This window comes from Vulgatibacter incomptus, from assembly GCF_001263175.1.
GTDB lineage: Bacteria > Myxococcota > Myxococcia > Myxococcales > Vulgatibacteraceae > Vulgatibacter > Vulgatibacter incomptus.
Map to the genome: position 1 here is coordinate 811,650 of NZ_CP012332.1, position 24,612 is coordinate 836,261.

At 69.9% G+C, this 24,612-nt stretch carries 20 protein-coding genes and 1 tRNA gene; 12 read left to right on the plus strand and 9 right to left on the minus strand.

All coding sequences use genetic code 11. The features are described from left to right. Positions 1 to 32: 32 nt before the first annotated feature. The 4 genes from AKJ08_RS03280 to AKJ08_RS03295 all read right to left on the minus strand — a co-directional run bounded on the left by AKJ08_RS03280 (position 33) and on the right by AKJ08_RS03295 (position 6,353). The gene (locus tag AKJ08_RS03280; protein WP_050724749.1) at positions 33 to 542 is read right to left on the minus strand and encodes a hypothetical protein; all 510 of its coding nucleotides are present in this window, start codon (positions 540 to 542) and stop codon (positions 33 to 35) included. A 125-nt stretch (positions 543 to 667) separates the two neighbouring features. Continuing rightward, positions 668 to 3,793, minus strand: coding sequence for an efflux RND transporter permease subunit (locus AKJ08_RS03285; RefSeq protein ID WP_050724750.1), 3,126 nt, complete (start codon positions 3,791 to 3,793; stop codon positions 668 to 670). Further along, positions 3,790 to 5,010 carry an efflux RND transporter periplasmic adaptor subunit gene (locus tag AKJ08_RS03290; protein WP_050724751.1) on the minus strand — a complete coding sequence of 407 codons (1,221 nt, stop codon included), beginning with the start codon at positions 5,008 to 5,010 and terminating at the stop codon, positions 3,790 to 3,792. Before AKJ08_RS03290 ends, AKJ08_RS03285 begins: the two co-directional genes overlap by 4 nt. Further along, entirely contained in the window at positions 5,007 to 6,353 is a 1,347-nt protein-coding gene (locus AKJ08_RS03295; RefSeq protein WP_050724752.1) for a TolC family protein, read from the minus strand. The genes AKJ08_RS03290 and AKJ08_RS03295 overlap by 4 nt, the downstream gene beginning before the upstream one ends. 253 nt (positions 6,354 to 6,606) lie before the next feature. On the opposite strand from AKJ08_RS03295, the gene AKJ08_RS03300 reads away from it, so the two are divergent. Beyond that, the gene (locus tag AKJ08_RS03300) at positions 6,607 to 7,608 is read left to right on the plus strand and encodes an L-threonylcarbamoyladenylate synthase (protein ID WP_050724753.1); all 1,002 of its coding nucleotides are present in this window, start codon (positions 6,607 to 6,609) and stop codon (positions 7,606 to 7,608) included. A gap of 38 nt (positions 7,609 to 7,646) precedes the next feature. Here AKJ08_RS03300 and AKJ08_RS03305 read toward each other — a convergent pair whose 3' ends face one another. Next, the gene (locus tag AKJ08_RS03305; protein ID WP_157370444.1) at positions 7,647 to 8,201 is read right to left on the minus strand and encodes a hypothetical protein; all 555 of its coding nucleotides are present in this window, start codon (positions 8,199 to 8,201) and stop codon (positions 7,647 to 7,649) included. Positions 8,202 to 8,325: 124 nt separating this feature from the next. Further along, positions 8,326 to 8,401, minus strand: a tRNA-Ala gene (locus AKJ08_RS03310). A gap of 252 nt (positions 8,402 to 8,653) precedes the next feature. Between AKJ08_RS03310 and AKJ08_RS03315 the strand changes: the two genes are divergently transcribed. After that, positions 8,654 to 11,140, plus strand: a complete 2,487-nt coding sequence (locus AKJ08_RS03315; protein ID WP_050724755.1) for a tetratricopeptide repeat protein — start codon at positions 8,654 to 8,656, stop codon at positions 11,138 to 11,140. Between the two features lie 90 nt (positions 11,141 to 11,230). Here AKJ08_RS03315 and AKJ08_RS03320 read toward each other — a convergent pair whose 3' ends face one another. Beyond that, positions 11,231 to 11,530, minus strand: coding sequence for an FYDLN acid domain-containing protein (locus AKJ08_RS03320; RefSeq protein ID WP_050724756.1), 300 nt, complete (start codon positions 11,528 to 11,530; stop codon positions 11,231 to 11,233). A gap of 10 nt (positions 11,531 to 11,540) precedes the next feature. Here AKJ08_RS03320 and AKJ08_RS03325 point away from each other — a divergent pair, with 10 nt between their 5' ends. Then, on the plus strand, positions 11,541 to 12,590 hold the full coding sequence (locus tag AKJ08_RS03325) for a GYF domain-containing protein (protein WP_157370445.1): 1,050 nt from the start codon (positions 11,541 to 11,543) through the stop codon (positions 12,588 to 12,590). Between the two features lie 44 nt (positions 12,591 to 12,634). Here the strand turns inward: AKJ08_RS03325 and AKJ08_RS03330 are convergent, their stop codons facing one another. Together AKJ08_RS03330 and AKJ08_RS03335 are read right to left on the minus strand one after the other, a co-directional pair. Further along, a complete protein-coding gene (locus AKJ08_RS03330; RefSeq protein ID WP_050724758.1) occupies positions 12,635 to 12,865 on the minus strand; it encodes a DUF3006 domain-containing protein in 231 nt (76 codons plus the stop codon). Beyond that, positions 12,807 to 13,712: a ComEC/Rec2 family competence protein gene (locus tag AKJ08_RS03335; protein ID WP_082342633.1), complete on the minus strand. Its 906-nt coding sequence runs from the start codon at positions 13,710 to 13,712 to the stop codon at positions 12,807 to 12,809. Before AKJ08_RS03335 ends, AKJ08_RS03330 begins: the two co-directional genes overlap by 59 nt. Before the next feature lie 172 nt (positions 13,713 to 13,884). Here AKJ08_RS03335 and deoC point away from each other — a divergent pair, with 172 nt between their 5' ends. The 9 genes from deoC to pilC all read left to right on the plus strand — a co-directional run bounded on the left by deoC (position 13,885) and on the right by pilC (position 24,549). Continuing rightward, positions 13,885 to 14,559, plus strand: coding sequence for a deoxyribose-phosphate aldolase (deoC, locus tag AKJ08_RS03340; protein ID WP_240475424.1), 675 nt, complete (start codon positions 13,885 to 13,887; stop codon positions 14,557 to 14,559). A gap of 8 nt (positions 14,560 to 14,567) precedes the next feature. Beyond that, a complete protein-coding gene (locus AKJ08_RS03345) occupies positions 14,568 to 15,872 on the plus strand; it encodes a thymidine phosphorylase (protein ID WP_050724761.1) in 1,305 nt (434 codons plus the stop codon). Next, positions 15,869 to 16,708, plus strand: coding sequence for a purine-nucleoside phosphorylase (locus AKJ08_RS03350; protein WP_050724762.1), 840 nt, complete (start codon positions 15,869 to 15,871; stop codon positions 16,706 to 16,708). The genes AKJ08_RS03345 and AKJ08_RS03350 overlap by 4 nt, the downstream gene beginning before the upstream one ends. A gap of 83 nt (positions 16,709 to 16,791) precedes the next feature. Continuing rightward, positions 16,792 to 17,292 carry a cytidine deaminase gene (locus AKJ08_RS03355; protein WP_082343372.1) on the plus strand — a complete coding sequence of 167 codons (501 nt, stop codon included), beginning with the start codon at positions 16,792 to 16,794 and terminating at the stop codon, positions 17,290 to 17,292. A 119-nt stretch (positions 17,293 to 17,411) separates the two neighbouring features. Then, on the plus strand, positions 17,412 to 19,352 hold the full coding sequence (locus tag AKJ08_RS03360) for a chloride channel protein (protein ID WP_240475425.1): 1,941 nt from the start codon (positions 17,412 to 17,414) through the stop codon (positions 19,350 to 19,352). Positions 19,353 to 19,383: 31 nt separating this feature from the next. Continuing rightward, entirely contained in the window at positions 19,384 to 20,355 is a 972-nt protein-coding gene (locus tag AKJ08_RS03365) for a bifunctional riboflavin kinase/FAD synthetase (RefSeq protein ID WP_050724763.1), read from the plus strand. A gap of 64 nt (positions 20,356 to 20,419) precedes the next feature. Continuing rightward, a complete protein-coding gene (gene pilB, locus AKJ08_RS03370) occupies positions 20,420 to 22,123 on the plus strand; it encodes a type IV-A pilus assembly ATPase PilB (protein WP_050724764.1) in 1,704 nt (567 codons plus the stop codon). Positions 22,124 to 22,143: 20 nt separating this feature from the next. Further along, positions 22,144 to 23,232 carry a type IV pilus twitching motility protein PilT gene (locus tag AKJ08_RS03375; RefSeq protein ID WP_050724765.1) on the plus strand — a complete coding sequence of 363 codons (1,089 nt, stop codon included), beginning with the start codon at positions 22,144 to 22,146 and terminating at the stop codon, positions 23,230 to 23,232. A gap of 54 nt (positions 23,233 to 23,286) precedes the next feature. After that, entirely contained in the window at positions 23,287 to 24,549 is a 1,263-nt protein-coding gene (gene pilC, locus AKJ08_RS03380) for a type IV pilus assembly protein PilC (protein WP_050724766.1), read from the plus strand. Positions 24,550 to 24,612 lie beyond the last annotated feature (63 nt).

Here is a 24,612-nt window from a genome sequence, read left to right on the forward strand (position 1 = left end):
CCGGACGCCACCCCTGCCGAGGCCTTCGACGATCAGAACACTTCGACGCGGAAGTTCGCCCTCACGACGAACTTGGTGTCGCGGTCCGGCTGCGATCCGTCCGCGCTGGCCAACAGGCCCATCACGCGCGCCGTCGCGTACTCCTTCAGCTCCACCCGGGTCGTCTCGAGCCGTACCTGGCTCTTGCCCCTGGGGATCGTCCCATGGGCGATCAGGACCTTCGGCAGCCCGTCCGCCACGACGTAGAGCTCGATCCGGTCGATGAAGTCGAGGTCGTCCTGGTCCGTCCAGAGCTTCAGCGACGTGAGTTTGATCGAGCTCACGTCGCTCGGCTTCACGCCCTGTTCCTTGAACTCCTTCCGGTCCGAGAGCGAGAAGGAGGTGAGCTCCTCGGGGAGCTCGAGATCCTCGCTGACCCATGGCGCGGGATTGACCGAGTTGCCGGGGATGGTGGTTCCCTCCTCGACGGGAATGTCGAAGGAGCCGAGGCCGCACCCGGAGAGGGCGAGGCCGAGAACGACGAGCGAAGAAGCAAGGCGCATGGATGGGATCCCTTCTTGGGTCCCCGAAATCTAGTCAGCTCGAGGCTCGGGCACAACGCACACACCTGTGCACATGCCCCCGTGCGCATGCCCCCGGGCACATGCAGGGGCGGAGCCGGTTGGCCTCAGGGCTCCAGAGCTGGATCCGCCTCCGGGCGGGAGCGCCCCCGTTGGGCGGCCAGGCGCTCCTGGAGCTCGTCGAAGAAGGCGTAGGCCACGGGGACGATCAGCAGCGTGATCACGAGCGAGAGGGCCTGGCCTCCGACGATGACCTTGGCCAGCGAGCCCCGCGACGCGGCTCCCGGCCCCTGCGCCAGCGTCATCGGCACCATCGCGGCGATCAGCGTGAGCGTGGTCATCAGGATCGGACGTAGCCGGGCGCGGTTGGCCGCGAGGATCGCCTGGCGGAGAGGTATCCCCGTCTTGCGGAGGGTGTTCGTGTAGTCGACCTGGAGGATGCCGTTCTTCTTCACCACTCCCAGGAGCATGAACACGCCGAGGGCCGAGTACACGTTCAGGCTCTCGCCGGTGAGCACCAGGGAGAGCAGCGCGAAGGGGAGGGTGAGGGGCAACGCCAGCAGGATCGTGATCGGGTGCACGAAGCTCTCGAACTGCGCCGCGAGCACCATGTAGACGAAGACCATCGACAGCGCGAGGGCGATGGCGAACTCGGTCGCCGTCTCGGCCATGGTCTTGGCGTCGCCGCTGAAGAGGACGTCGTAGCCCGGCGGGAGGTTCAGCTGCTGGACGAGCTGCTCGGCCCGTGCGACGGCGTCTCCCAGCGCCACGCCGGGGGCCGGGTTCGCGGAGAGGAAGACCTGGCGCATGCCGCCCAGCCGCAGGATCGTCGTCGGCCCCTTCGCCTCCTCGAGTCGCGCGATCGCCTCCAGGGGAACGAGGCCGCCGCTCCGGGTGCGGAGCTGGATCCGGCCCACGGACTCAAGGTTGGCGCGATCCACCTCGCGGAGCCGCAGCCACACGTCGTAGCGCTCGTCGCCGTCGCGGTACGAGCTCACGATCTCGCCGCCGACCATCGTCCGCAGGGTCTCGGAGACGGCGCGGGCGTCGATGCCGAGATCCGCGGCCTTGGCGCGATCGATTTCGACCCGCACCTCCGGGAGCCGGTCGGCGGAGCTGCTGAACGCGTCCACGAAGGCCGGCTCGGCGCGCATGGCGCCGAGGAGCTTCGCCAGGTACTCCTCGAGCTTGTCGAGGCCGGGTCCCCGGATCGACATCTTGAGCTTCCCGCCATACCCGCCGCCGCCGAGGCCGGATGTGTTGATCGCGCGCACCGTGGGTCGCATGTCAGGATAGCCGGCGAAGATCCGCCGGGCCCTCAGCATCACGTCGTTCTGGGTGAGCTTCCTCTCCTCGATCGGGACGAGGCCCACGTAGAGGTTCGCGCGGGTCGCGGAACCGGAGCCGCCCCTAGTGTCGCCCACCGACGAGAGGACGTCCTTAACGCCGGGCAGCGCCGCGACCTGGGGCTCGATCTCCTTCAGGAGCGAATCGGCGGCGGTGAACGACGTGCCGGGCGCTAGCTCCATGGTGATCTCGAACTCGCTCTGATCGTCCTCCGGGAGGAAGTCCTTCTTCACCAGGCCGAAGAGGGGCGCGGTGAGCGCGACGCAGCCGAGGACGATCCCCAGCACGATCAGCCGGTGGTCGAGGGACCACGCCACCAGCTGCTCGTAGCGGCTGTCGAGCCAGTGGTTGATCCGATCGGGGATCGCGCGCCAGCCCGTCTTCGGCGCCTGCTCCTCCGCGTGCTCCTCCTTCAGGAACCGCGAGGCCAGCATGGGCGTGAGGGAGAGCGAAATGAAGAGGGAGACGAGCACCGCCACCGCGACGGTGATGCCGTAGCTGCTGAAGAGCCGACCGATCTGGCCGGTCATGAAGGCGATCGGCATGAAGATCACCACCAGCGAGAGCGTGGTGGCGGCGACGGCCAGCGTGATCTCCCGGGTGCCATCGATCGCCGCCTGCATGGCGGAGATCCCACGCTCGGTCATGTGGCGGTGGATGTTCTCGATCACGACGATCGCGTCGTCGATCACGATCCCGACCGCGAGGGTGAGGGCGAGGAGGGTGATGTTGTTCAGCGTGAAGTCGAAGGCCTTCATCGCCGCGAAGGTCGCGATCAGCGACGCCGGGATCGCCACCGCGGCGATCAGGGTGGAGCGCAGCGACCCCATGAACAGCAGCACCATCAGCGAGGCGAGGATCCCGCCCAGGACCAGGTGGTGCTGCACCTCCTCCGCGCTCATCTTCACGAAGATCGAGCTGTCGCGCAGGACCAGGAGCTCGCTGCCCGCGGGCAGGGTCGCGCGGAGGATGTCCAGCCGCTCCTCAACCGCTTTCGCGGTCTCCACCAGGTTCGCGCCGCTCTGTTTCTGCACCGTGAGGGTGACGGCCTCGCGTCGGTTGAGCCGGGATACGCCGCGCGGCTCGATCGTCCCGTCCTCCACGTGGGCCACGTCGCCCAGGCGGATCGGCGCGTTGGTCGCGTGGTCGTTGGCGACGATCAGCCGCTCGAACGAGGGAATGTCCTCGATGCGCGCCATCGTCCGGAGCACGTCCTCCCGCTCGCCGCGGGTGATCCGGCCGCCGGGGATCTCGACGTTCTGCGACTGGATCGCGCGCTTGATGTCGGCGGAGGTGAGGCCGTAGGAGGCGATGCGCTGTGTGTCGAGCACGACGTTGACCGCGCGTTTGCGGCCGCCTTCCAGGCTCACCTGGCCCACGCCTGGCGCGGTCCCGATCAGGTCCTTGACCCGCGTGTCCGCGAACTCCGTGAGCTCCCGGAGGCTCTGCGGGCCCGAGATCGCGACCGCCATGATCGGCGTCGACTCCGAGTCGAAGGCGGTGATCGACGGCGGATCCGTGCCCTCCGGGAGTTGGCGCAACACGGCGCCGATCTTGTCGCGAACGTCCTGGACCGCGGCGTCCACGCGGCGATCCAGCGTGAAGGTGATGCGGATGTAGGAGAAGCCCTCGCGGTTCACCGACATCAGCTCGTCGATGCCCGCGATGGTGTTGAGCTGCTCCTCGATGGGCTTGGTGATCGCGCTCTCGATCTCCTCGGGGCCGGCGCCCGGCAGCGAGGTGAAGACCGAGACCACCGGCATCTCCACCTTGGGGAGGAGATCCACGCCGAGCTTCCCGTAGGAGATGGCGCCGACGACCACGAGCGCCACCGACATCATCGTGGCGAAGACCGGCCTCCGGACGCTGACCTCGGAGAGGTTCAATTCCCGCTCCTCGGCGCCGCGGCCTCCGCGGGAGCGTCCATCACCTGCACCTCGGCGCCCTCGTACATCCTCGCGATGCCGGTGAGCACCACGCGATCGCCCGCTTTGAGCTCTCCCTGGAGGAGGGCGTCGCCGTCGCGCTTGCGGAGCACGGTGATCGCCCGAGACCGGGCCTTGGCGTCCTCGATCACGAAGACCTTCGTCACGCCGGCAACCGACGAGATCGCCGTCTCCGGCACGGCGAAGACCTCTTCGTCCGCGCCGACGCGGATCTTCGCCCGGGCGAAGAGGCCGGGTTTGAGCGTCCCGTCCGCGTTCTGGAACAGGGCCTCGACGGGAAAGGTGTGCGACGTGGCCGATACCAGCGGGCCCACCCGCGCGACCTCGCCGGTGTGGGCGCCGAGGCCCGCAACGTCGAGCTCCACGTCCACCGGCATCCCGCGGTGGAGCTGGCCCGCGTAGCGATCGGGGGCCTCGCCGTGGAGCTTCAGCGGGTCCGTGACCACCACCACCGCCACGGCCTGACCGGCCTTCACGTACTCGCCGAGGGCCACCATCCTCTTCGCGACCGAGCCCGCCACCGGCGAGGTGATCGTCGAGTCCAGGCGCTTCTTGCGCGCGAGGCCCAGCGACGCCCGCCGCCCCTTGGCGAGGGCGAAGCTCGAGCGCGCGTCCTCGAGCGCCTTCTGCTGGGACGCCGTCGCCACCCGCTCGCGCGTGCGGAGGGTGTCGAGCTCCCCTTCGGCGAGGAGACCGCGCTTCATCAGCTCCTCGCCGCGCTCCAGGTTGCGCCGGGCCTCGGCGAGATCGGCCTCCGCGCGCCTCACGTCCGCCTGGGCCTCCGGTTCGAATCGATCGAGGCGCGCGGCCTCCACGCCGAGCTTCGCCAGGCTCTGGAGGTAGTCGCTATCGGCCTGCGCCTCGCGGAGCCGGAGCTCCGAGGCGTCGATCTGGACCAGCGGCGCGCCGAGCGCGACCTTGTCGCCCAGGTCCGCGAGGACCTTCTCCACGCGGCCGTCGACCTCCGCCGAGACCGTGACCTCCTCCGCGCCGCCGAGGCGGCCCGTGAGCTCCACGATCCGCTCCACGCGCTCCGGCTGCACCGTCAGCGCGTGCACCTGCACGGGACCATTCGGCCGCGCCTGGACCGGCTCGCTCTTCGAGCAGCCCGCGAGCGCGAGGAGGAGGGCGATCACAATGGGAAACACGCGAATCATCTCTCGTCGCTCCATCGGCCCAGCAGCCTCTCGAGGTAGGCCGACGCCACCGAGAGGTCCAGCGCGCTGCGCACGCGATCGGCGCGGGCCGAGGCCAGCGTGGCCTGGGCGTCCGCGAGCTCCAGCACGCTCCCGAGTCCGGTCTGGTACCGCCCCTCGGCGAGGCGCATCCCTTCTTTCGCCGCCGCCTCGCGCTTCTGCGACGCCGCCAGGCGGGCGCGCGCCTCGTCGGCCGCGATCATCCCGCTCTGCACGTCCAGCCGCAACGCTCGGAGGATCGCGTCCTGGTTCGCCTGGGCGGCGGCCAGATTGGCGCGGGCCTCCCGGATCCCGCCCAGGTCGGCGCCGCCCGCGATGATCGGGATGCTCAGGCTCACCGTGGCGGTCCAGCCCGGCTCGAGCTGGTCCAGCGACGTGCCGCGCAGACCCACGTTGCCCGTCGCGCCCAGGCTCGGGAGGATCTGGGACCACGCGCCGTCGAGGCGCTGGGCCGCCACCTCGACCGCCAGCGCCGCGGCGCGGACCTCCGGGAGGTTCTGCCCGGCCTCCTCCACCGCCGCAGCGAGAGACGGGACTTCACTTAGGGTGCGAGGCGGCGCGGGGACCAGGGCGGTGCCCTCCGGGAGCTCGTCGTAGCCGCATGCGCTCGCGAGGCTTGCGTGGGAGAGATTGCGCGCGTTCGTGGCCTGGATCAGCCGGTACTCGGCGTCCGCCACCTCCACCTCCGCGCGGCTCACGTCGTAGCGCGCCTGGAGCCCGACCTCGGCGCGGCCCTTCGCCAGCGCGAGGTGTGTCTCGGCCTGCCGCTTCGCCTCCTCCATCGCCGCTACCAGCTCCTCCGACGCCAGCGCGGCGCGGAAGGTGGCCTCGGCGGCGAGGTCGACCGCCTCGCGGGTCGCCTGCTCCTGGGCCCTCGCTTCGTCGGTCGCGGCCGACGCGGCCTCGTAGCGGTTCGTGGTGCGGCCGAAGTCCCAGAGGACCTGACGCACCGTGAAGCCGCCGCTCCAGAGCTCGAAGTCGGCGGGCCCCAGGAGCCCCCTCGATCCCGAGATCGGAGGCGTGACCTGCGCGCCGCCGGGCCCCCGTCCGGTGCCCAGCGAGGCGCCGCCGCTCCCGCGGGTGGCGAGGAAGGAGCCGTCGGCCGTGATCTCGGGCAGGTAGCCGGAGAGCGCGATCGCTGCCCGGGCGGTCGCCGCCGCCGTCTGGGCGCGGGCGAGCGCCACCGAGGGGTGCTGGAGGCGGGCGGTGGTGCGGCACTGCTCGAGGGTCAGCTCATCCGCTTTGGACGAGGCGGGCAGGATCAGCGCGGCGGCGCCGGCGAGGAGGAGCGATCTCGGTGACAAGTTCCGGCTCCGCGGGGCGGGGGCGTCGAAGGGCAGCGGTCGGTCGTAACAGCCGACTGGCGGGGCGGCAAGCGTCAACCACGAACCTGGAAAGGGCCTGCAGCATTCCTCCGCCGGCGTCGCAGAAGCGGTTCGAAGAATCGAACGGGGCAGCGCCGGACGCAGAAACCCGGCTGCCGCAAAGGGGACCCACCTCTCGCGGATTCGCGGAACGATTTGCGGGGGAGGGCGCCAGCGCTACAGTGGGCCCGAAATGGAAACCGAGCTCCTCTCCGTGGTCGCAGGATCGCATGGGCGCGAGGCGATCGCGCGGGCCGCGTCGCTCCTGCGCGCGGGGCGCCTTGTGGCCTTCCCCACCGAGACCGTCTACGGCCTCGGGGCGCTGGCCCTCGACCCCGCCGCCGTCGCCGGGATCTTCGCCGCCAAGGGCCGCCCGTCCTTCAACCCCCTGATCGTGCACGTGGCGAGCATCGAGGCCGCGAAGGCCCTCGTGCGCGAATGGGACGATCGTGCGCAGGCCTTCGCCGAGGCCTTCTGGCCCGGACCCCTCACGCTCGTCCTGGAGAAGGCACCCTCGGTGCCGGATGCCATTACGGCCGGCCTGGGCGCCGTCGCCATCCGGATCCCCGCGCATCCGGTCGCCCTCGCCCTCCTCGAAGAGGTGGGCGCGCCAGTCGCCGCGCCGAGCGCCAATCTCTACACGACCATCTCTCCGACCACCGCCGCCCACGTGTTGAAGAGCCTCGGCGGCCGGATCGACGCGATCCTCGACGGCGGCGCGACGCCCATCGGCATCGAGTCGACCGTCCTCGACCTGACCGGGAGCGTCCCCGTCCTCCTCCGTCCCGGGGCCGTGGGCGCAGAGGAGCTCTCGCGCTCGTTCGGGCCGCTCGGGCATCCGTCCGCGATGCCCGAGGAATCCAGCGCAAGAGTCTCCCCCGGCCAGGCGCGCAAGCACTACGCCCCAGCCGGCCGAGTGCGCTCGTTCTCTTCCCCCGAGTCCTTGGGCGGGCTCCTCGCCGGGCTCGGCCCAGGGGCAAGGGCCGGCGTGATCGCCAGGAGCGCTCGTCCCGAGTGGGCGAGCGTCGCCGCCTGGCTCCAGCTCCCCGACGATCCCGCGGGCTTCGCGCGACAGCTCTACGGCGCGCTCCACGCCCTGGAGGACGCCGGCGCCACCGACTTCTTCCTAGAGGAGGTCCCCGCCAGCGCCGCCTGGGACGGCGTCCGCGATCGGCTCAGCCGCGCCGCGGGCTGATATCGAGCACCAGAAGCATCGCGGCTGATGCGGGGTATTCAGTCCTCGTCGGCGTCGCCACCGCCACCGGGCGACAGCGTCTCGTCCGTTCGAACGCCGAGCAGCAGCAGCCACGAGCCCGAGAAGACGAAGAAGAAGTTCGTGATCATCGCGACTGCCGCCAGGTTGAGCCCCCAGGGATGCCCGACGAACAGCAGGACTGCGCCGAGCATCTCTGCGCCGTAGCAGAAGTTGCTCCCAATTGCCCGGATGAGGAACGAGCGGTGCGGGGCGTTGAGCCTCGAGATCGGCGCGTAGCTGAAACCGGCGAGAATCACCACGAGGAGGCACACGGCGAAGAGCTCGATCGCGACAGCCTTTGCGCCTTGGCCCCCCATGAGGACGAGCGTGCAACGCATGAAGGCGCCTGCCAGGCCCGCCAGGATCATGCGGGCGCGATGGCTCAGGGCGGGATCCGACAGGATGATCCGCAGATGGAGCGACATGGCGACCACGAGCAAGCCGGTCAACGCTGCGGAGCCACCGGCAACGGCGAGGAAGAAGTCGTGCCACTCGTTGGGGTCGTAGATCGCCATGCCGTCAGCCCCCGACATGGGTTCAATCTTCGATCAGGGCGGCGCGGTCCGCTCGGCCGAGACGGGTATCCGACGCCGTGCTCCGCGCTTCCGGGCCTGAAAAAGGAAACCCCGCGAACCCAAAGGATTCGCGGGGTCATTTTGGTGGAGCTGAGGGGGATCGAACCCCTGACCTCTAGAGTGCGATTCTAGCGCTCTCCCAGCTGAGCTACAGCCCCAGAATCGGGCGGAATGAACCGCCTCGAAAGTGCGCGGAACCTACCGATCCGAACCGTCCACGTCAAGACGGATTTCGACGAGATTTTCTTCCGCGTCCCTGGAGACCACGAAGGCAGGGCTGGCAGGCAGCCGCGCGCAGTCGGTCCTTTCGTTGACAGTCCAGGGCCTGCTTGTTAGGTAGAATTTCTCGAATTTTCGCCTCTCTGCCCACCGACCAGCCGATCGAACGCCGGTCGAAGTGCCCAGGATCCATGGCCGATTCCACCTCCGGGACCAAGCCTTCCGCCGCCGAGCTGGCGGGGCTCGAGCATTCATTCGCCGTCGACCCCACCTCCGACGCCTACCGTCCCCTGGCCGAGGCCTACCTCGCGATGGGCCGGTACATGGAGGCGATGGTCGTGGGGAGGGCCGGCGCGCGGGCGCATCCGACTTCGCCGGTTCCCAGGGTAATCCTCTCCCGAGTCTACGGCGAGCAGGGCCGGGAGAAGCGCGCCCTCGAGGAGCTGGACGCGGCGCTCGAGGTCGGCGGGGAGGACGTTCCGACGCTCCGATATGGCGCCGAGCTCCGCTTCCATTGCGGCGATGCGGCAGGCGCTAGGAGCCTCCTCGAGAAGGCCCTCGCGCTGGCGCCGGCCGATGAGGCGGTCGCAGAGCTGGCCCGGAAGAACGGCGTGGAGCTGAAGCCGCCCACGCCCGCGGTGCAGACGCCGGTGGTGCAGACGCCGGTGGTGCAGACGCCGGCGATGCAGACGCCGGTAGTACAGCCGGCGCCCGCCGCGCAGGCTCCGCTCGCGACGCAGGGCACGCCGGTGTTGCAGCCGGCCGCCGGCGTGCAGGCTCCCCAGGCGATGCAGGGCGCGCCGGTGTTGCAGCCGGCCGCCGCCGTCCAGGCTCCCGCGACGCAGGGCGCGCCCGTGCTCCACCCGGCGCAGGGTGGGGCGCCCATCCCGGTCTTCCCGAACGCCAATGGCGGACAGCCGGCTTCGCAGCCCGCCGAGGCCACCAGCTATGCGGGCCGCGCTGCCGCTGCGCCGGCGACCGATCACGGCCGCACGCCCGCGACGAAGCCCGCCGCTAGGGCCGCCCTCGATCCGTCTGCGTGGGATACGGACGACGACGACGTCGCTCCGCGGCGGGGTTCCGGCCGCCAGTTCCTGACCCTCGTCGTCTCCGTGGCGCTGGTGATCGCCGGCCTCGGCGGCTGGCATTTCCTCACGAAGATGCGCGAGGCCCGCGAGCGGGAGATCGCCAAGCTCCTCGAGGAGACCAACGAGCAGCTCCGCAAGGACACCTACGCGTCCTACAAGGCCGCTTCGGCCTCCGCTGACCGGATCCTGGAGCTCGAGGGCAGCAACTACGTGGCCCACGCCTACCTCGCGTACATCAACGCGCTCCGCTGGGGCGAGCAGGGCGACGGCGACGACTTCAAGCGGCGCGCGAGCGAGGAGCTCGCCGCGGCGAAGAAGGCCGGAGAGTCCCACGGCCGGATCGTCGCCGCCGAGGCCTACATCAAGTTCTTCGACGGCGATCCCAAGGGCGCCGAGGAGGCGATCGGCAAGGTCCTGGAGTCGGGCCAGCGCTCGGGTCTGCTCTACACCACGCTGGGGACCATCCAGATGTGGGCCGGCGAGCTCGACAACGCCGCCGCCTCGCTGAAGCAGGCCCAGGCCGTCGAGCCGAACAGCGTGCGCGTCCTCGCCGCCCTCGGGCAGCTCAACCGCCGCCGCTCCATGGACACCGACGCCTGGACGTTCTACGACTCGGCCCTCCGTATCGATCGCGATCACGCCGACTCGCTCCTGGGCAAGGCGCTCCTCGTCCTCGACGCCAACGAGATCGATCGTCCCAAGTCCGATCAGGAGAAGCTCCTCCGCGAGGCGGAGTCCCAGATCGACAAGGTCCTCCACCTTCCCGACGGCTCCATCTCCGCGCGGCAGCTCGCCCTGGCGAAGTTCGCGCGGGCCCAGCTCCTCTTCGCCCACGACCAGGCGGACGAGGCGGCGCGTTTGGAGCGCGAAGCCTTCACCCTCGACCCGGGCAACCCCGACATCCGGCTGATGAAGGGACGTCGCCTGCTGCGCGAGAAGAACGTCGACGAGGCCGTGGCGGAGATCCGCCGCGCCATCGAGATCGAGCCCCGGCGCGCGAGCTTCTACGTGGATCTCTCCAGAGCGCTGCTCGCCAAGCCCGGCGGCGCCAAGGAGGCGGTGACCGCGCTGGAGAAGGCCCTCGCTACGTTCCCCGACAGCGGCCGCATCCACGTGCTGCTGGGCGACGCCAACCGCGCGGTCCCGTCGATCGACGCGGCGCGGAAGGCCTACGAGCGGGCCATCGAGGTCGAGAGCGGCAAGATGCCCGAGGCCCGCGCCAAGCTCGGCGCGATCTGGAGGGAGAAGAAGGAGTACGCCAAGGCCCGCGAGGAGCTCGAGAAGGCGCTCAAGGAGCTCGGCCTGGCGGCCACCGGCCCGACCCTCGCGCTGGCGCTCACCGAGCTCGGCCGCACCTACGACGAGGAGCCGAACCGCGACGTCCAGCAGGCCTTCGAGCGCTACGCGAAGGCCATCTCGGCCTCCGAGAGCTACGCGCCCCCGTACTTCCTGATCGGACGGATCTCCGCGGGTCAGCGCGATCGCGAGCAGCAGAAGCAGGCCATCGAGTCGCTGGAGAGCTACATCCGCCTCGCGCCCAAGGGCGAGTTCGCCGAAGAGGCGCGGTCGTTGCTCGCCCGGCTGCGGTAGCGCGCGGCTGCGGCTGCTGCTGCTGCATCTGCGGAGGGAGGAGGGCCGACCCTCCTCCCAACCGCGCCCCCATTCACTGCGTTCCGGCGGTTAGAAGACGTCGTCCTCGGGCTCGGCCTCGGCGTCGTCCTCGGCGTCTTCCTCGGCGCCCTCTTCTTCGCCGAAGGACTCCTCCTCTTCGTGCTCGTGTGCCTCCTCGCCCTCTTCGACCTTGGCGCGCTTTGGCGCAGGGGCGGGCTTGGCGGCCTTCGGCGTCGGGGGCGGAGCGGGCTTCGCGCGCGGGTCGGCGCCGCACTTGGGACACGCAGGGGAAGGCTTGTTCATGTCGTAGAACTTGGCGCCGCACTTCCAGCATTCGTGCCGGGTGCCGAGATCTTTCGCTGGGCTCATCAGGATTCCCTTGCCTCGCTGTGTTCGACGAAAGTGTCGGGGAATTAGAATCCGCCATTCTGCGAAGTCAAGCGCCTCGCGGTCCTCGCTCGAGCGGCGGATTGTTGTAGAGTCCCGCGCGATGCGCTTCGCATGCGAGACCTGTCACTCCCGCTACGATCTGGCCGATGAGAAGGTGCTCGGGAAGCGGCTGAAGGTCCGCTGCAGGAAGTGCGGGGCCACGATCAGCGTCCAGGGCGAGCGCGCCCCTGCTCTTGAAGTCGCTCCGACTGGACCTCTTTCGAGCCCTCCCGCCGAACCCGACGTCGCGCGTTCGATTGACGCCGAACTTGCGCTCGACCCCGCGGAACCCGAGATCGCCCGTTCGATTGAGGCCGATCCTGGGATCGACCCCGCCGAACCCGACGACCCTTCCTCGAGGGACGCCGATCCTGCGACTGCGCCCGCCGAAGTCGAGGTCGCGCGCTCGGTCGACGACGGACCGGCGATCCTTTCGGCCAGGCCCGAGGTTCGGAAGGAGCCCGAAGTCGCCGAAGGCGGAGCGACGTCGCGGCAGGAAGCGCGGGAGAGCGGTGCATCGGCGCTCTTGGCGGTGCTCCGGCTTCGGCCCAAGGCCGGGTTCGAGTGGTTCGCCATGGTCGACGGCGAACAGCTCGGGCCGTGGTCGGATCGCGAGCTGCACGACGCCGTCGAGCGCGGCGACGTCGGCCCTCTCACCTTCGTCTGGCACGAGGGGATGCCGGATTGGGAGCGGTTCTCCGCCGTACGCCCGGATGCGTCGCCGTCGGACCATCATGAGGTGGAACCGGCTGTGGACGTGGCCGAGGAGGCGCCGTCCGATTCGACCGACGTTGAACCGGCGGAGGAATCGTCGTCCACGCCAAGTGATGCGGGTCTCGACTCCACGAGCCTGGACGCGCTCAACTTCGGCGATGAGGCCCTGGCTGCAGAACCTCCCGTCCCCGCACGCCGTGGCGCAATCGTCGTGGGCGTGAGCGCCGCGGTCCTCGTCGCCCTTCTCGTCGCGATGGCCTGGCTCGTGTTTGGCGGGGCGCCGTAGCGGCCCGCTCGAGCCTCCCGAAAGCCGCGAGGCAGGCCCCGGGATCAGAGCTCGAAGTCGCCGTCGTCGCCGTCGATCAGCGCGTTCCGCTTCTCGGCGAGCCTCTGTCGCGCGACGGCGGTCTCCGCCTCGTCGCGCCCCAGTTGGAGAAGGATCCGGTCACCTTCGGCGGTCTCGGCGGGAAGACAGCGAGCCGGCAGCGTGCAGACCCCGCCGTCATCCAGCTCGATTCGGGCGAGTCCTTCGTCGATGCTGTCGATGGTTCCTCGAATCATCCGCCTTCCCCTGGGTCTCGATCCTCTCGACCCTCATCGTCTTTCCGTCGGTGGTCACCCGCAGGCTCCCGTCGCGATCGGTGCGCCAGATCTTCGCGCCGGCGCGCTCGAGCCTTTCGATCGCTGCCGGTGCCGGATGCCCGTAGTCGTTCCCTGCCCCGCAGGATACGATCGCGTCTCGCGGCCCGACCGCCCGAAGGAATTCGGCCGTGGACGAGTGCCGGCTCCCGTGATGCGCCACCTTGAGGAGATCCGCGCGCAGCGAGCTCCCGCTCTCGCGAAGGAGCCAGCGCTCCGTCTCCGGCTCCGCGTCCCCGGTGAGGAGCCATGCGATCTGCCCGAAGCGGATCGCGAGGACGATCGAGTTCGCGTTCACCGAACGCTTGCCCCCGAGGCGCGGCTCAGGCGGCGCCAGCACCTCCGCTACAGCGCCGCCTCCGAGGTCGATCTTCGTGCCCCGCCGGGCGATCCGAAGGGGGATCTTCCGGCGCAGCAGCTCGTCGAGGATCTGCTCGTAGGTCCGCGTGGGATGGTCCGTCCCCGGGTCGAGCACCAGGCGGGGCGGGGCGGCCGCTATCGCCGCGCGGACGCCCCCGACGTGATCGAGGTGGGGGTGGGTCATCACCAGGAGGTCGAGCGCGTCGATCCCGCGGTCGCGAAGCCTCTTCGCCATCCGCTCACCGGCTTCGGGAGGGCCGGCGTCGATTAGGACTCGCTTCCCCGTCGGGGAGGTGAGCAGCATCGCGTCACCCTGTCCCACGTCGAAGACCTCGAGCGTGAGGGGCGCCGCCCACGCCCACGAGGGAGCGAGGAGCAGGAGCAACGCGAACAGACGGAAAAAGCGCATCGGCGCGCACGATAGCAGGCGCGCAGCTCATTGGCCCGGCGCATGGGCACCGCCCGCCGGTAGCGCCAACGAGAGGCATCCCTCGATCGCATTCGTGGCGCGGCGCTCGGCTCGATTGCGGCCCGATCCCGCACAGCATACGATGCGGGCCCATTCCGAACGGGGACCCTCCTTGACGCTTCCGCGCACGGCCCGCGAGCTCGCCGCTCTCATCGACCACACGATCCTGAAGCCCGACGCCACCGCCGCCGAGGTCGAGAGAACCTGCGAGGAAGCCCGCAGCCATGGCTTCGCGACGGTCTGCGTGAGCTCCTCCTGGATCCCCCTCGTGGCGGCGCGGCTGGAGGTGAGCGGCGTGCTGCCCATCGCCGTCGTCGGCTTCCCCTCCGGCGCCGCCGCAGCAGAGGCGAAGGCCTTCGAGGCGTCGTGGGCGGTGCGCCACGGCGCCCGGGAGATCGACACCGTGATCCACCTCGGCGCGCTCAAAGGGGGCGACGACGCGGCGGTCGTCCGCGACCTGGCCGCCGTCGTGGAGGCGGCGCGGCCGTGGCCGGTGAAGGCGATCCTCGAGTGCGCTGCCCTCGACCAGGAGCAGAAGGAGAGGGCGTGCCGGCTCGCGGTCGAGGCAGGGGTCGCGTTCGTCAAGACGTCGACCGGCTTCGGCCCCGGCGGCGCCACGGCGGACGACGTCGCGCTCCTTCGGCGCCTCGTCGGCGACGACGTCGGCGTCAAGGCCTCGGGCGGTATCCGGACCACGGAAGATGCGCTTCGGATGATCGCCGCCGGCGCGAACCGGATCGGCGCCTCGGCCTCGGTGGCGATTGTCGCGGGAATGTCGGCATCGTAGGGAGGACCATGCGCGCGTACGATCTGATCAAGCGGAAGCGGGACGGAGGCCGCCTGGCGCAGGAGGAGATCGCGGCCTTCCTGGATGCCTATACTCGAGGTGACATTCCCGACTACCAGGCCTCCGCGATGCTGATGGCGATCTTCTTCCGGGGCATGGATGCCGCCGAGCTCGCCGCCTGGACCCGCGCGATGCTCGAGAGCGGCGAGGTGCTCGACCTCTCCGACATCCCCGGCGTCAAGGTGGACAAGCACTCGACCGGCGGCGTCGGCGACAAGGTGTCGATCCCGCTTGTGCCGCTGGTGATGGCGTGCGGGGTGAAGGTCCCGATGATCGCCGGCCGCGGCCTCGGCCACACCGGCGGCACCATCGACAAGCTCGAGGCGATCCCGGGCTTCAGCGTCGAGCTCGGCGTCGACCGCTTCCGGCGGCAGGTGAGCGAGATCGGCGCGGCCCTCATCGGCCAGACGGCGGAGCTCGCCCCGGCGGACCGGAAGCTCTACGCGCTCCGCGACGCCACCGCCACCGTGGAGTCGATCCCGCTGATCTCCAGCTCGATCCTCTCCAAGAAGCTCGCCGAGGGGTGTGACGCCCTGGTGCTCGACGTGAAGGTCGGGCAGGGCGCCTTCATGAAGGACCTCGGGCAGGCCCGGGAGCTGGCCCGGACGATGGTCGACCTCGGCCGCCAGATGGGAAGGCGGATGGTCGCGCTCCTCACCGGCATGGAGCAACCCCTGGGCCGCGCCGTCGGGAACGCCCTCGAGGTGGTCGAGTCGATCGAGGTCCTTCGCGGAGGCGGTCCCGAGGACCTCGAGCACCTCACCGTGGAGCTCGGCGCCGAGATGCTCGTCCTCGGGGAGGCCGTCGCGAATCTGGAGAGCGGCCGCGATCGGATCCGGGCGGCCATCGCCGACGGCAGCGGCCTCAGGGCCTTCGAGGCGCTGGTCGAGGCACAGGGCGGCGACCCACGCGTGGTCCGCGAGCCCGAGCGCCTCCCCCGGGCCCCGCGCACCGAGGTCGTTCGGGCCCCGAGCGCCGGCTACGTCGTCGGGATTCAGGCGGAGGAGGTCGGCCTCGCCGCGATGACGCTCGGCGCCGGGCGGTCGAGGAAAGAGGACCCGATCGATCCCGCCGTCGGCTTCGTCCTCCAGCGCAAGGTCGGCGACCGGGTGGAGCCGGGCGAGCCTCTCGCCATCGCGCATCTGCCCGATGGCCGGCCGTCGGCAGATGCGCTCTCGCGGCTCCTCGCCGCCTTCACCATCGCCGAGGAGGCGCCGCGTCAGCCGCCCCTCGTCCTCGAACGGATCGCATGAGCCCCATCCCAACGGACCATTTCGAACGCCTGGCGGCCGCAGCGGCCCTGATTCGCGAGCGGAGCGGCATGTCGCCGGAGGTGGGCGTGATCCTCGGCTCCGGCCTCGGCGGCTTCGGCGATCGTCTCGAGGCGGCGGTCACGATCCCCTATGGAGCGCTGCCCGGCTTTCCCGCCTCCTCCGTGCTCGGCCACCGGGGGCGCCTGCTGGTCGGCAAGCTCGGCGGAACCACCGTCGCCGCTCTCCAGGGCAGGGCCCACGGCTACGAGGGGTTCGAGCCGTGGCAGCTGGCCTTCCCGACGCGGGCGCTCTGCCTTGCCGGGATCCGCACGCTCGTGGTCACCAACGCTGCCGGCGGGATCCGCGCAGATCTCCGGCCCGGCGACCTGATGCGGATCTCGGATCACATCGACCTCTCCGGGACCAATCCGCTCGTGGGGCCCAATGACGATCGGCTCGGCACGCGCTTCCCCGATCTCTCGCGGGCCTACGATTCCGACCTCACCGCGAAGCTCTATGCCGCCGCGCGCGGCGCCGGCGTCGAGCTCAAGACCGGCGTCTACGCTTGCATGCGGGGCCCCAGCTACGAGACTCCGGCCGAGATCAAGATGCTGCGAACCTTGGGCGCCGACGCGGTGGGGATGAGCACCGTCCCCGAGGTGATCGCCGCCGTCCACATGGGGGTGCGAATCGCGGGGATCTCCTGCATCACCAACTTCGCCGCCGGGGCCTCTCGCGAGCCCCTCCGCCACGACGAGGTCGCAGTCGTCGCCGCCAAGGCTGCGGATCGCTTCTCGGCGCTGCTGGAGGCCTTCCTCCCTGCCGCGGCGTCGTAGGATCCCGCCTGCACTTCCGCCGAGTCGCGCGGTCGGCTTCAGAGCGTTGCGAAGCGCGGCGCCGCTTGCCATTGTTCGCGGCCATGGCGACCAAGCGCTCCAGCTCGCGTGCCCCCCGAAAGGCCCCGGCCAAAGCCCCGGCCAAGGCCAAGGCCCCCACTCGAAGGCCCGTCCGCAACGCCGACCTGCGCCGGCTCCTCCTCGCCGCCCTCGCTGCACGGCAGCGCGCCTACGCTCCCTACTCGCGATACCAGGTGGGCGCCGCGGTCCTGGGCGACGACGGCAGGGTCTACGCCGGCTGCAACGTCGAGAACAGCTCCTACGGCGTCTGCCTCTGCGCCGAGCGAAACGCGGTGGGCCAGGCCATCGCCCGCGGCGCCCGCCGGATCCTCGCCGCCGCCGTGGTCACCTCGTCCACGCCACCCGCGCCTCCTTGCGGCATCTGCCTCCAGACCTTCGCCGAGCTCGCCGATAGCGACCTCCCGATCCTCCTCGCCAACCCTGGCGACGAAGAGCGCCGCCTCACCCTCGCCGAGCTCCTCCCCCACGGCTTCGGCCCAGCGGCGTTGAAGGCAGCCAGGTAGGCGGGCGACTGCCCGTGGCGGATGCCCGGGGCCCGCCGCGCCGATCGAGGAATTTTGGATCTATCTCGCCGGGCCCGGAATGCTAGGAGACGTTCTCCGTTCCGTGGCTGAGATCGAAAGTGGACTCCGGCGTCAGACGATTCACCACCCAGCTCAACGATTGGCTCCTCGGCCGGAACCGCAGGATCTTCTCCGCGCTCCTCGCCGACGACGCGCCGGTGGATCTGCGCCTGGTGGGGCGGACCCTCGCCCACGCCGCGCTGGTGGGCCTGGCCGCCGGAGCGGCAGGCGCCGCCTTCCTCTGGGCGCTCGAGCAGGCGCAGCGCCTCTTCCTCGAGGGCTGGGCGGGCTACGTCCCCCTGCTCGCCCACGGCGAGGCCCACGACGCCGCTCCCTCGTGGAGCCGCTTCCGGCCCTGGGTGCTGCTCTTCCTGCCCGCCCTCGGCGGCCTGGTCGCCGGCTGGCTCTCCCGCTTCGCCCCGGAGATCCTCGGCGGCGGGGGTGACGCCGCCATCGACGCCTTCCACCACGGCGGCGGCCGGATCCGGCGGAGGGTCCTCTGGCTCAAGCCCCTCGCGACGCTCTTCACTCTGGGCACCGGAGGCTCCGGAGGCCGCGAAGGCCCCACCATGCAGCTCGGGGGCGCGTTCGGCAGCCTCGTGGCCGACGTGCTCAAGGTCAGCGTCCGCGAGCGGCGCATCCTCTTCCTGGCCGGCATTGCCGCCGGGATCTCCGCGGTCTTCCGCACGCCGCTGGGCGCCGCCCTCATCGCCGTCGAGCTCCTCTACCGCGACGGCTTCGAGTCGGACGCCCTGGTGCCCTCCGTGCTCGCGAGCGTCGTGGCCTACTCGGTGGTCACCTCGATCTTCGGCGAGGCCACGCTCTTCCACCACGCGCGCTCCTTCCCCTTCATCCCGCGCCACCTCGTCCTCTACGGTCTCCTTGCGCTCTCCTGCTCGCTGCTGGCGGTGCTCTTCCTCTCTGCGCTGCGTGTAGCGAGGCGGACGGTGGCGCGCCTGCCGCTGCCGCGCTGGCTCCACCCGGCCGTGGGCGGCCTCGCCCTGGGCGCGCTCATCACGCCGGTGATCGTGCTCTCCGGCCGGTACGTGCCCGCGCAGGGGCAGGGCTTCGGCATCCTGGGCGGCGGCTACGGCGCCGTGCAGGTGGCGATCTCCGGGGCCTCGTGGCTCACCGAGGGATGGACGGCCGTCCTCCTCCTCGCCGTGATGACCCTCGGCAAGCTCGTCGCCACCTCGCTGACGATCGGCTCCGGCGGCAGCGCCGGCGACTTCGCTCCCTCCCTCGCCATCGGCGGCCTCTTCGGCGGCGCCTTCGGAAGGGCGGCCCAGCTCCTCCTCGGCGATCCCTCCATCGACCCCGGCGCCTTCGCGCTGGTGGGCATGGGCGCGTTCTACGGCGGGATCGCCCACGTGCCCCTGAGCGCGATGGTCCTCGTCTGCGAGCTCGCGGGGAACTACGACCTCCTCGTTCCCCTCATGCTCACCCAGGGCATCGCCTTCGTCGCGCTCCGCAGGCACGCGCTCTACGGCTCCCAGCCCGCCACCGAGCGTGACTCTCCCGTGCACCGGGAGAACGCGCTCCTCTCCGCCCTCGAGTCGATCCAGGTGCGCGAGGCCATGACCTTCGGGCTCAACCACGTCTTCGCGCCGAGCACGCCGGCGAGCGAGATCCTCCGGATCCACGGCGAGGCCGACTCGCAGAACGTCTTCCCCGTCCAGGGATCGGACGGTGCGCTCGTGGGGATGATCAACACCGACGCGGTGCGGGTGCTCGCCGGCGAGCCGGGCTCCTTCGGCTGGGCGGTCGCCGCGGACGTGATGGGGCCCTTCGTCTCCGTCCGCCCGGACGACGACCTGCGCACCGCCGCCGAGCGGCTCGTGGCCAACGGGCTGCGGGAGCTGCCGGTGGTGGACGACGCCGGCCGGATCGTCGGCTACCTCGACGAGGCGCGCATCTCCGAGACCTCCCTCGGCCTCCGCGCGCCGAAGCAGGCCGCGCCGGGTGTGGCCCCAATGGCCCCGCTCCCCAAGTCCCATTGACGCCGCCATGGCGCCGGCGTACCCCGTTCGCATGGACGTCTTCCACTCGGTCGCCCAGGCCCGTGACCAGCTCTACGGCTGCGCCGTCGCCATCGGCAACTTCGACGGGGTCCACCCCGGCCACCACCGCCTGCTCGAGCTCGCCAGAGAGCTGTCGCGCCCCAGGGGCACCAAGGCGGTGCTCCTCACCTTCGAGCCGCACCCCGCGAAGATCCTCTCGCCCGACTTCGCGCCGCCCCTCATCGCCACCCTGCCGCGCAAGCTCCAGCTCCTCGAGGCCGAAGGGCTCGACGCCGTGGTGCTCCAGCGCTTCGACCGCGCCTACGCCGGCACCTCGCCCGACGACTTCGTCATGCGCGACCTCCTCGACGGGATGGGCGCGAGGGACATCGTCGTCGGCTACGACTTCACCTTCGGCAAGGGCCGCGCCGGCACGCCCGACGTCCTCGCCAGGCTCGCGGGCACCTCCGCCAAGGTCCACACCGTCCCCGCCGTGACCCGCGAAGGCCTCGCGGTGAGCAGCAGCAAGATCCGCGAGCTCGTCCTCGAGGGCCGCGTCGGCCCGGCGGCCGACCTCCTCGGCAGGCCCTTCGTCCTCGACGGCGAGGTGGTACCGGGGCGGGGGAGGGGCACGAAGATCGGCGTCCCCACCGCCAACGTGGCTCCCGACACCGAGCTCCTCCCCGCAGCCGGCGTCTACGCGGTCCGCGTCGCGGTCGAGGGCATGGAGGGCACCGTCGGCGGCGCCGCCAACATCGGCCGCAAGCCCACCTTCGGCGACGAGGAGCTCACCGTCGAGGTCCACCTCTTCGACGTCGACGCCAACCTCTACGGCAAGCGGATGGCGGTGGCCTTCCTGCAGCGCCTCCGGGCGGAGCAGCGCTTCGCCTCGGTGGAGGAGCTCGTCGCGCGGATCCACCTCGACATCGACGAGGCGAGGGCGATCGCCGGACGCCAGGCGGACCTGCCCCTCGTCACCGTCCAGCGGGCGTTCGCAAATTGACGGGTATCGGGACCAAACGTACACTCGCCGCCCCTCAATCACGGGCGGGAAGGGGTTCTTGAACATGTCGGGTAGGCTCGGGGAGCTTCTCGTTCGCGAGAATCTCATCTCGCTCCAGCAGCTCCAGAAGGCGCAGGACGAGGCGCGCAAGTCCGGTCAGAGGATCGGCTCCGCGCTCCTGAAGGTCGGCGCGATCGAGGAGACCAAGCTCACCGACTTCCTCAGCCGCCAATACGGCGTGCCGTCGATCGATCTCAAGGAGTTCGAGATCGATCCCGAGGTCCTGAAGCTCATCCCCAGGGAGGCCTGCGAGAAGCACTCCGTGATCCCGGTGAACCGCGCCGGGGCCTCGCTGATCGTGGCGATGGCGGATCCGTCGAACATCTTCGCCGTCGACGACCTCAAGTTCCTCACCGGCTACAACATCGAGACCGTGGTCGCCTCCGAGGCGAACATCCGCGCGGCCATCGAGAAGTACTACGCCGACAAGGGGCCCTCCTACGAGGAGGTGATGGAGGGCTTCGACGAGAGCGAGATCGCCGTGGAGCACGGCGAGGACGACGCCTCTTCCGGCGACCTCGAGCGCGCCGCCGACGACGCTCCCGTCGTCCGCCTGGTGAACCTCATCCTCCTCGACGCCATCAAGAAGGGCGCCTCCGATATCCACGTGGAGCCCTACGAGAAGGACTTCCGCGTCCGCTACCGGATCGACGGCGTGCTCTACGAGGTGATGAAGCCGCCGTTCAAGCTCAAGAACGCGATCGTCTCCCGCCTCAAGATCATGAGCGACCTGGACATCGCCGTGCGCCGCCTCCCCCAGGACGGCCGTATCAAGCTGAAGCTCGGCAAGGGCAAGGAGATGGACTTCCGCGTCTCCGTCTGCCCCACGCTCTTCGGCGAGAAGGTCGTGCTCCGCCTCCTCGACAAGTCGAACCTCCAGCTCGACATGACCAGGCTGGGCTTCGAGGAGCAGCAGCTGTCGTGGTTCATGGAGGCCATCGAGAGGCCCTACGGCATGTGCCTCGTCACCGGCCCCACCGGCTCCGGTAAGACGACCACGCTGTACTCCGCCCTCGCCAAGCTCAACCAGATCTCCGACAACATCTCCACCGCCGAGGATCCCGTCGAGTTCAACTTCGCCGGCATCAACCAGGTGCAGATGCACGAGGACATCGGCCTCAACTTCGCGTCCGCCCTGCGCAGCTTCCTCCGCCAGGACCCCGACATCATCATGGTCGGCGAGATCCGAGACTTCGAGACCGCCGAGATCGCCGTGAAGGCCGCTCTCACCGGCCACATGGTGCTCTCCACCCTCCACACCAACGACGCGCCCGGCACGGTGTCCCGTCTGCTCAACATGGGCATCGAGCCCTTCCTCGTGACCTCGTCGGTGAACCTGATCCTCGCCCAGCGACTCGCCCGCAAGCTCTGCGCCGAGTGCAAGAGGCCCGCGGAGGTCGGCGAGCAGGCGCTCCTCGACGTCGGCGTCTCCGCCGAGGAGATCGGCAGCTTCACCGTCTACGAGCCGGTGGGCTGCAGCATCTGCAACCAGCGCGGCTACAAGGGCCGGGTCGCCATTTACGAGGTGATGCCGTTCTGGGACGGCCTCAAGGAGCTAGTGATCAACGGCGCCTCCACTGCCGAGCTCAAGCAGGAGGCGATCCGCCTCGGCATGGTCACCCTGCGTATGGCGGCCATCAACAAGATGAAGGCGGGCATGACCTCCATGGAAGAGGTCGTCGGCAACACCGCCCCCGACCGGTTCTAGTTTCTTCGAGGAGAATCCACGTGGCCAACCTGCATCAGCTCCTCAAGCAGATGGTGGAGAAGGGGGCGTCCGACCTCCACATCACCGCCTCGTCGCCGCCGCAGCTCCGCATCGACGGCAAGCTCATGCCGCTCAAGCAGGCGCCGCTCACGCCCGTGGAGACCAAGCAGATCTGCTACTCGGTCCTCACCGAGGCGCAGAAGCACAAGTTCGAGGAAGAGAACGAGCTCGACGCCTCCTTCGGCGTGAAGGGCCTCTCGCGCTTCCGCGCCAACGTCTTCCTGCAGCGCGGCGCCGTCGCCGGCGCGTTCCGAACCATCCCCTTCAAGGTGATGAGCTTCGCCGACCTGGGCCTGCCGCCCATCGTCTCCACGCTGGCCGAGAAGCCGCGCGGCCTCGTCCTCGTCACCGGCCCCACCGGCTCCGGCAAGTCCACCACGCTCGCGTCGATCATCGACAAGATCAACACCGAGCGGAACGCGCACATCATCACCATCGAAGATCCGATCGAGTATCTGCACCCCCACAAGAACTCGGTCGTGAATCAGCGAGAGGTCGGCGCCGACACCGACAGCTTCAAGAAGGCGCTCAAGTACATCCTCCGCCAGGATCCCGACGTCGTCCTCGTCGGCGAGATGCGCGACCGGGAGACGGTGGAGGCCGCCCTCACCATCGCCGAGACCGGTCACCTCTGCTTCGCCACCCTCCACACCAACTCGGCGATCCAGACCATCAACCGCATCCTCGACATCTTCCCCGCCAACCAGCAGAGCCAGGTCCGGGCCCAGCTCTCCTTCGTGCTCGAGGGAGTCGTCACCCAGAACCTGCTCCCCAAGGCCGTCGGGAACGGCCGGGTCCTCGCCGCGGAGGTGATGGTCCCCAACCCCGCCATCCGGAACCTCATCCGCGAGGACAAGCTCCACCAGGTCTACTCGCAGATGCAGGTCGGCCAGGCCAAGTTCGGCATGCAGACCTTCAACCAGAGCCTCTTCGGCCTGCTGCAGAAGCGGCTGATCACCGTCGACGAGGCCATGAGCCGCTCCTCCGAGCCCGACGAGCTCCGCAACATGCTCACCGGCAGCGCTCCGGCGCGCCCGATGGCGCGATAAACTTTGCAGCTCCGGCGGCTTTGATAGAGTCCGCGCATCTTTGGAGGTGAACCCATGGCCGGCCCCGCAGCGGCGCGCCAGCCCGCAAAGCCTGCCAGGCAGGCTCCCAAGCTCCCCGCCTTCACCTGGGTCGCCAAGACGCGATCCGGGGAGGAGAAGTCCGGCGAGATGGAGGCCGCCGACCTCGAGTCGGTGCAGATGCGGCTCCGCCAGATGGGCCTCCAGCCCGTCAAGGTGAAAAAGAAGCCCGTCGAGATCAACATCAAGATCCCGGGCCTCGGCGGCGTCTCACGCAAAGAGCTCGTCATCTTCACCCGGCAGTTCTCGACGATGATCGACGCCGGCCTGCCGCTCGTGCAGGGCCTCGACATCCTCGCGTCCCAGAACCCCAACCCGGAGTTCAAGAGGGTCCTGCGCGAGGTGAAGGAGAAGGTAGAGACCGGCTCCACCTTCGCCGACGCCCTCGGCGACCACCCCAAGGTCTTCGACGCCCTCTACGTGCAGCTCGTCGCCGCCGGCGAGCTGGGCGGCATCCTCGACACCATTCTCCAGCGTCTAGGCGTCTACATCGAGAAGGCCGAGAAGCTGAAGAGCAAGGTCAAGGGCGCGATGGTCTACCCCTCGGTGGTGCTCGTCGTGGCCATCGGGTGTGTGGCCGTGCTGCTGCTCTTCGTCACGCCTACGTTCGAGAAGATGTTCAAGGACTTCGGCGGCACCATGCCGGGGCCCACCCAGCTGGTCATCGACCTCTCGAACTGGCTGCAGGACGCGATCCTCTACATCGTCGTCGGCCTGATCGCGGCAGTGGTCGCCTTCCTCAAGGCCATCAAGACGCCGAAGGGCCGGGAGGCCTTCGACCGCACCATGCTCAAGATGCCGATTATCGGCGAGCTCCTCCGCAAGGTCGCGGTGGCGCGCTTCACGCGCACCCTGGGCACCATGCTCTCGTCCGGCGTCGCCATCCTCGACGCCCTCGACGTCACGGCCAAGACCGCCGGCAACGTCGTCGTCGAGAAGGCCATCACCCACACGCGGACCAAGATCGCCGAGGGCAAGACCATCGTGGAGCCGCTGGCCGAGACTGGCGTCTTCCCGGCGATGGTGGTCCAGATGATCGGCGTCGGTGAGGCCACGGGCGCGATGGACGCCATGCTCGGCAAGATCGCCGATTTCTACGACGACGAGGTCGATTCGGCCGTGGCAGCCCTCACGTCGATGATCGAGCCGGTGATGATGGTCGTGCTCGGCGGCATCGTCGGCTTCTTCCTCATCGCCATGTACATGCCGATCTTCACCATGGCCGAGAACATCCACTAGGTCGGATGCGACGCCACCCAGCCCTGCCGGAGAACGTGCCTGAAGCCCGAGGGTGCCCTCAGC

Bases quoted from the DNA above. Each gene is read 5' to 3' on its own strand.
- AKJ08_RS03320 (WP_050724756.1), bottom strand. From the start codon at position 11,530: ATGAGCCCAGCGAAAGATCTCGGCACCCGGCACGAATGCTGGAAGTGC.
- AKJ08_RS03345 (WP_050724761.1), top strand. From the start codon at position 14,568: ATGCGCGCGTACGATCTGATCAAGCGGAAGCGGGACGGAGGCCGCCTG.
- pilB (WP_050724764.1), top strand. From the start codon at position 20,420: ATGTCGGGTAGGCTCGGGGAGCTTCTCGTTCGCGAGAATCTCATCTCG.
- AKJ08_RS03335 (WP_082342633.1), bottom strand. From the start codon at position 13,712: ATGCGCTTTTTCCGTCTGTTCGCGTTGCTCCTGCTCCTCGCTCCCTCG.
- AKJ08_RS03290 (WP_050724751.1), bottom strand. From the start codon at position 5,010: ATGATTCGCGTGTTTCCCATTGTGATCGCCCTCCTCCTCGCGCTCGCG.
- AKJ08_RS03365 (WP_050724763.1), top strand. From the start codon at position 19,384: ATGGACGTCTTCCACTCGGTCGCCCAGGCCCGTGACCAGCTCTACGGC.
- pilC (WP_050724766.1), top strand. From the start codon at position 23,287: ATGGCCGGCCCCGCAGCGGCGCGCCAGCCCGCAAAGCCTGCCAGGCAG.
- AKJ08_RS03315 (WP_050724755.1), top strand. From the start codon at position 8,654: ATGGCCGATTCCACCTCCGGGACCAAGCCTTCCGCCGCCGAGCTGGCG.
- AKJ08_RS03330 (WP_050724758.1), bottom strand. From the start codon at position 12,865: ATGATTCGAGGAACCATCGACAGCATCGACGAAGGACTCGCCCGAATC.
- AKJ08_RS03280 (WP_050724749.1), bottom strand. From the start codon at position 542: ATGCGCCTTGCTTCTTCGCTCGTCGTTCTCGGCCTCGCCCTCTCCGGG.
- AKJ08_RS03350 (WP_050724762.1), top strand. From the start codon at position 15,869: ATGAGCCCCATCCCAACGGACCATTTCGAACGCCTGGCGGCCGCAGCG.
- AKJ08_RS03300 (WP_050724753.1), top strand. From the start codon at position 6,607: ATGGAAACCGAGCTCCTCTCCGTGGTCGCAGGATCGCATGGGCGCGAG.
- AKJ08_RS03355 (WP_082343372.1), top strand. From the start codon at position 16,792: ATGGCGACCAAGCGCTCCAGCTCGCGTGCCCCCCGAAAGGCCCCGGCC.
- AKJ08_RS03305 (WP_157370444.1), bottom strand. From the start codon at position 8,201: ATGTCGGGGGCTGACGGCATGGCGATCTACGACCCCAACGAGTGGCAC.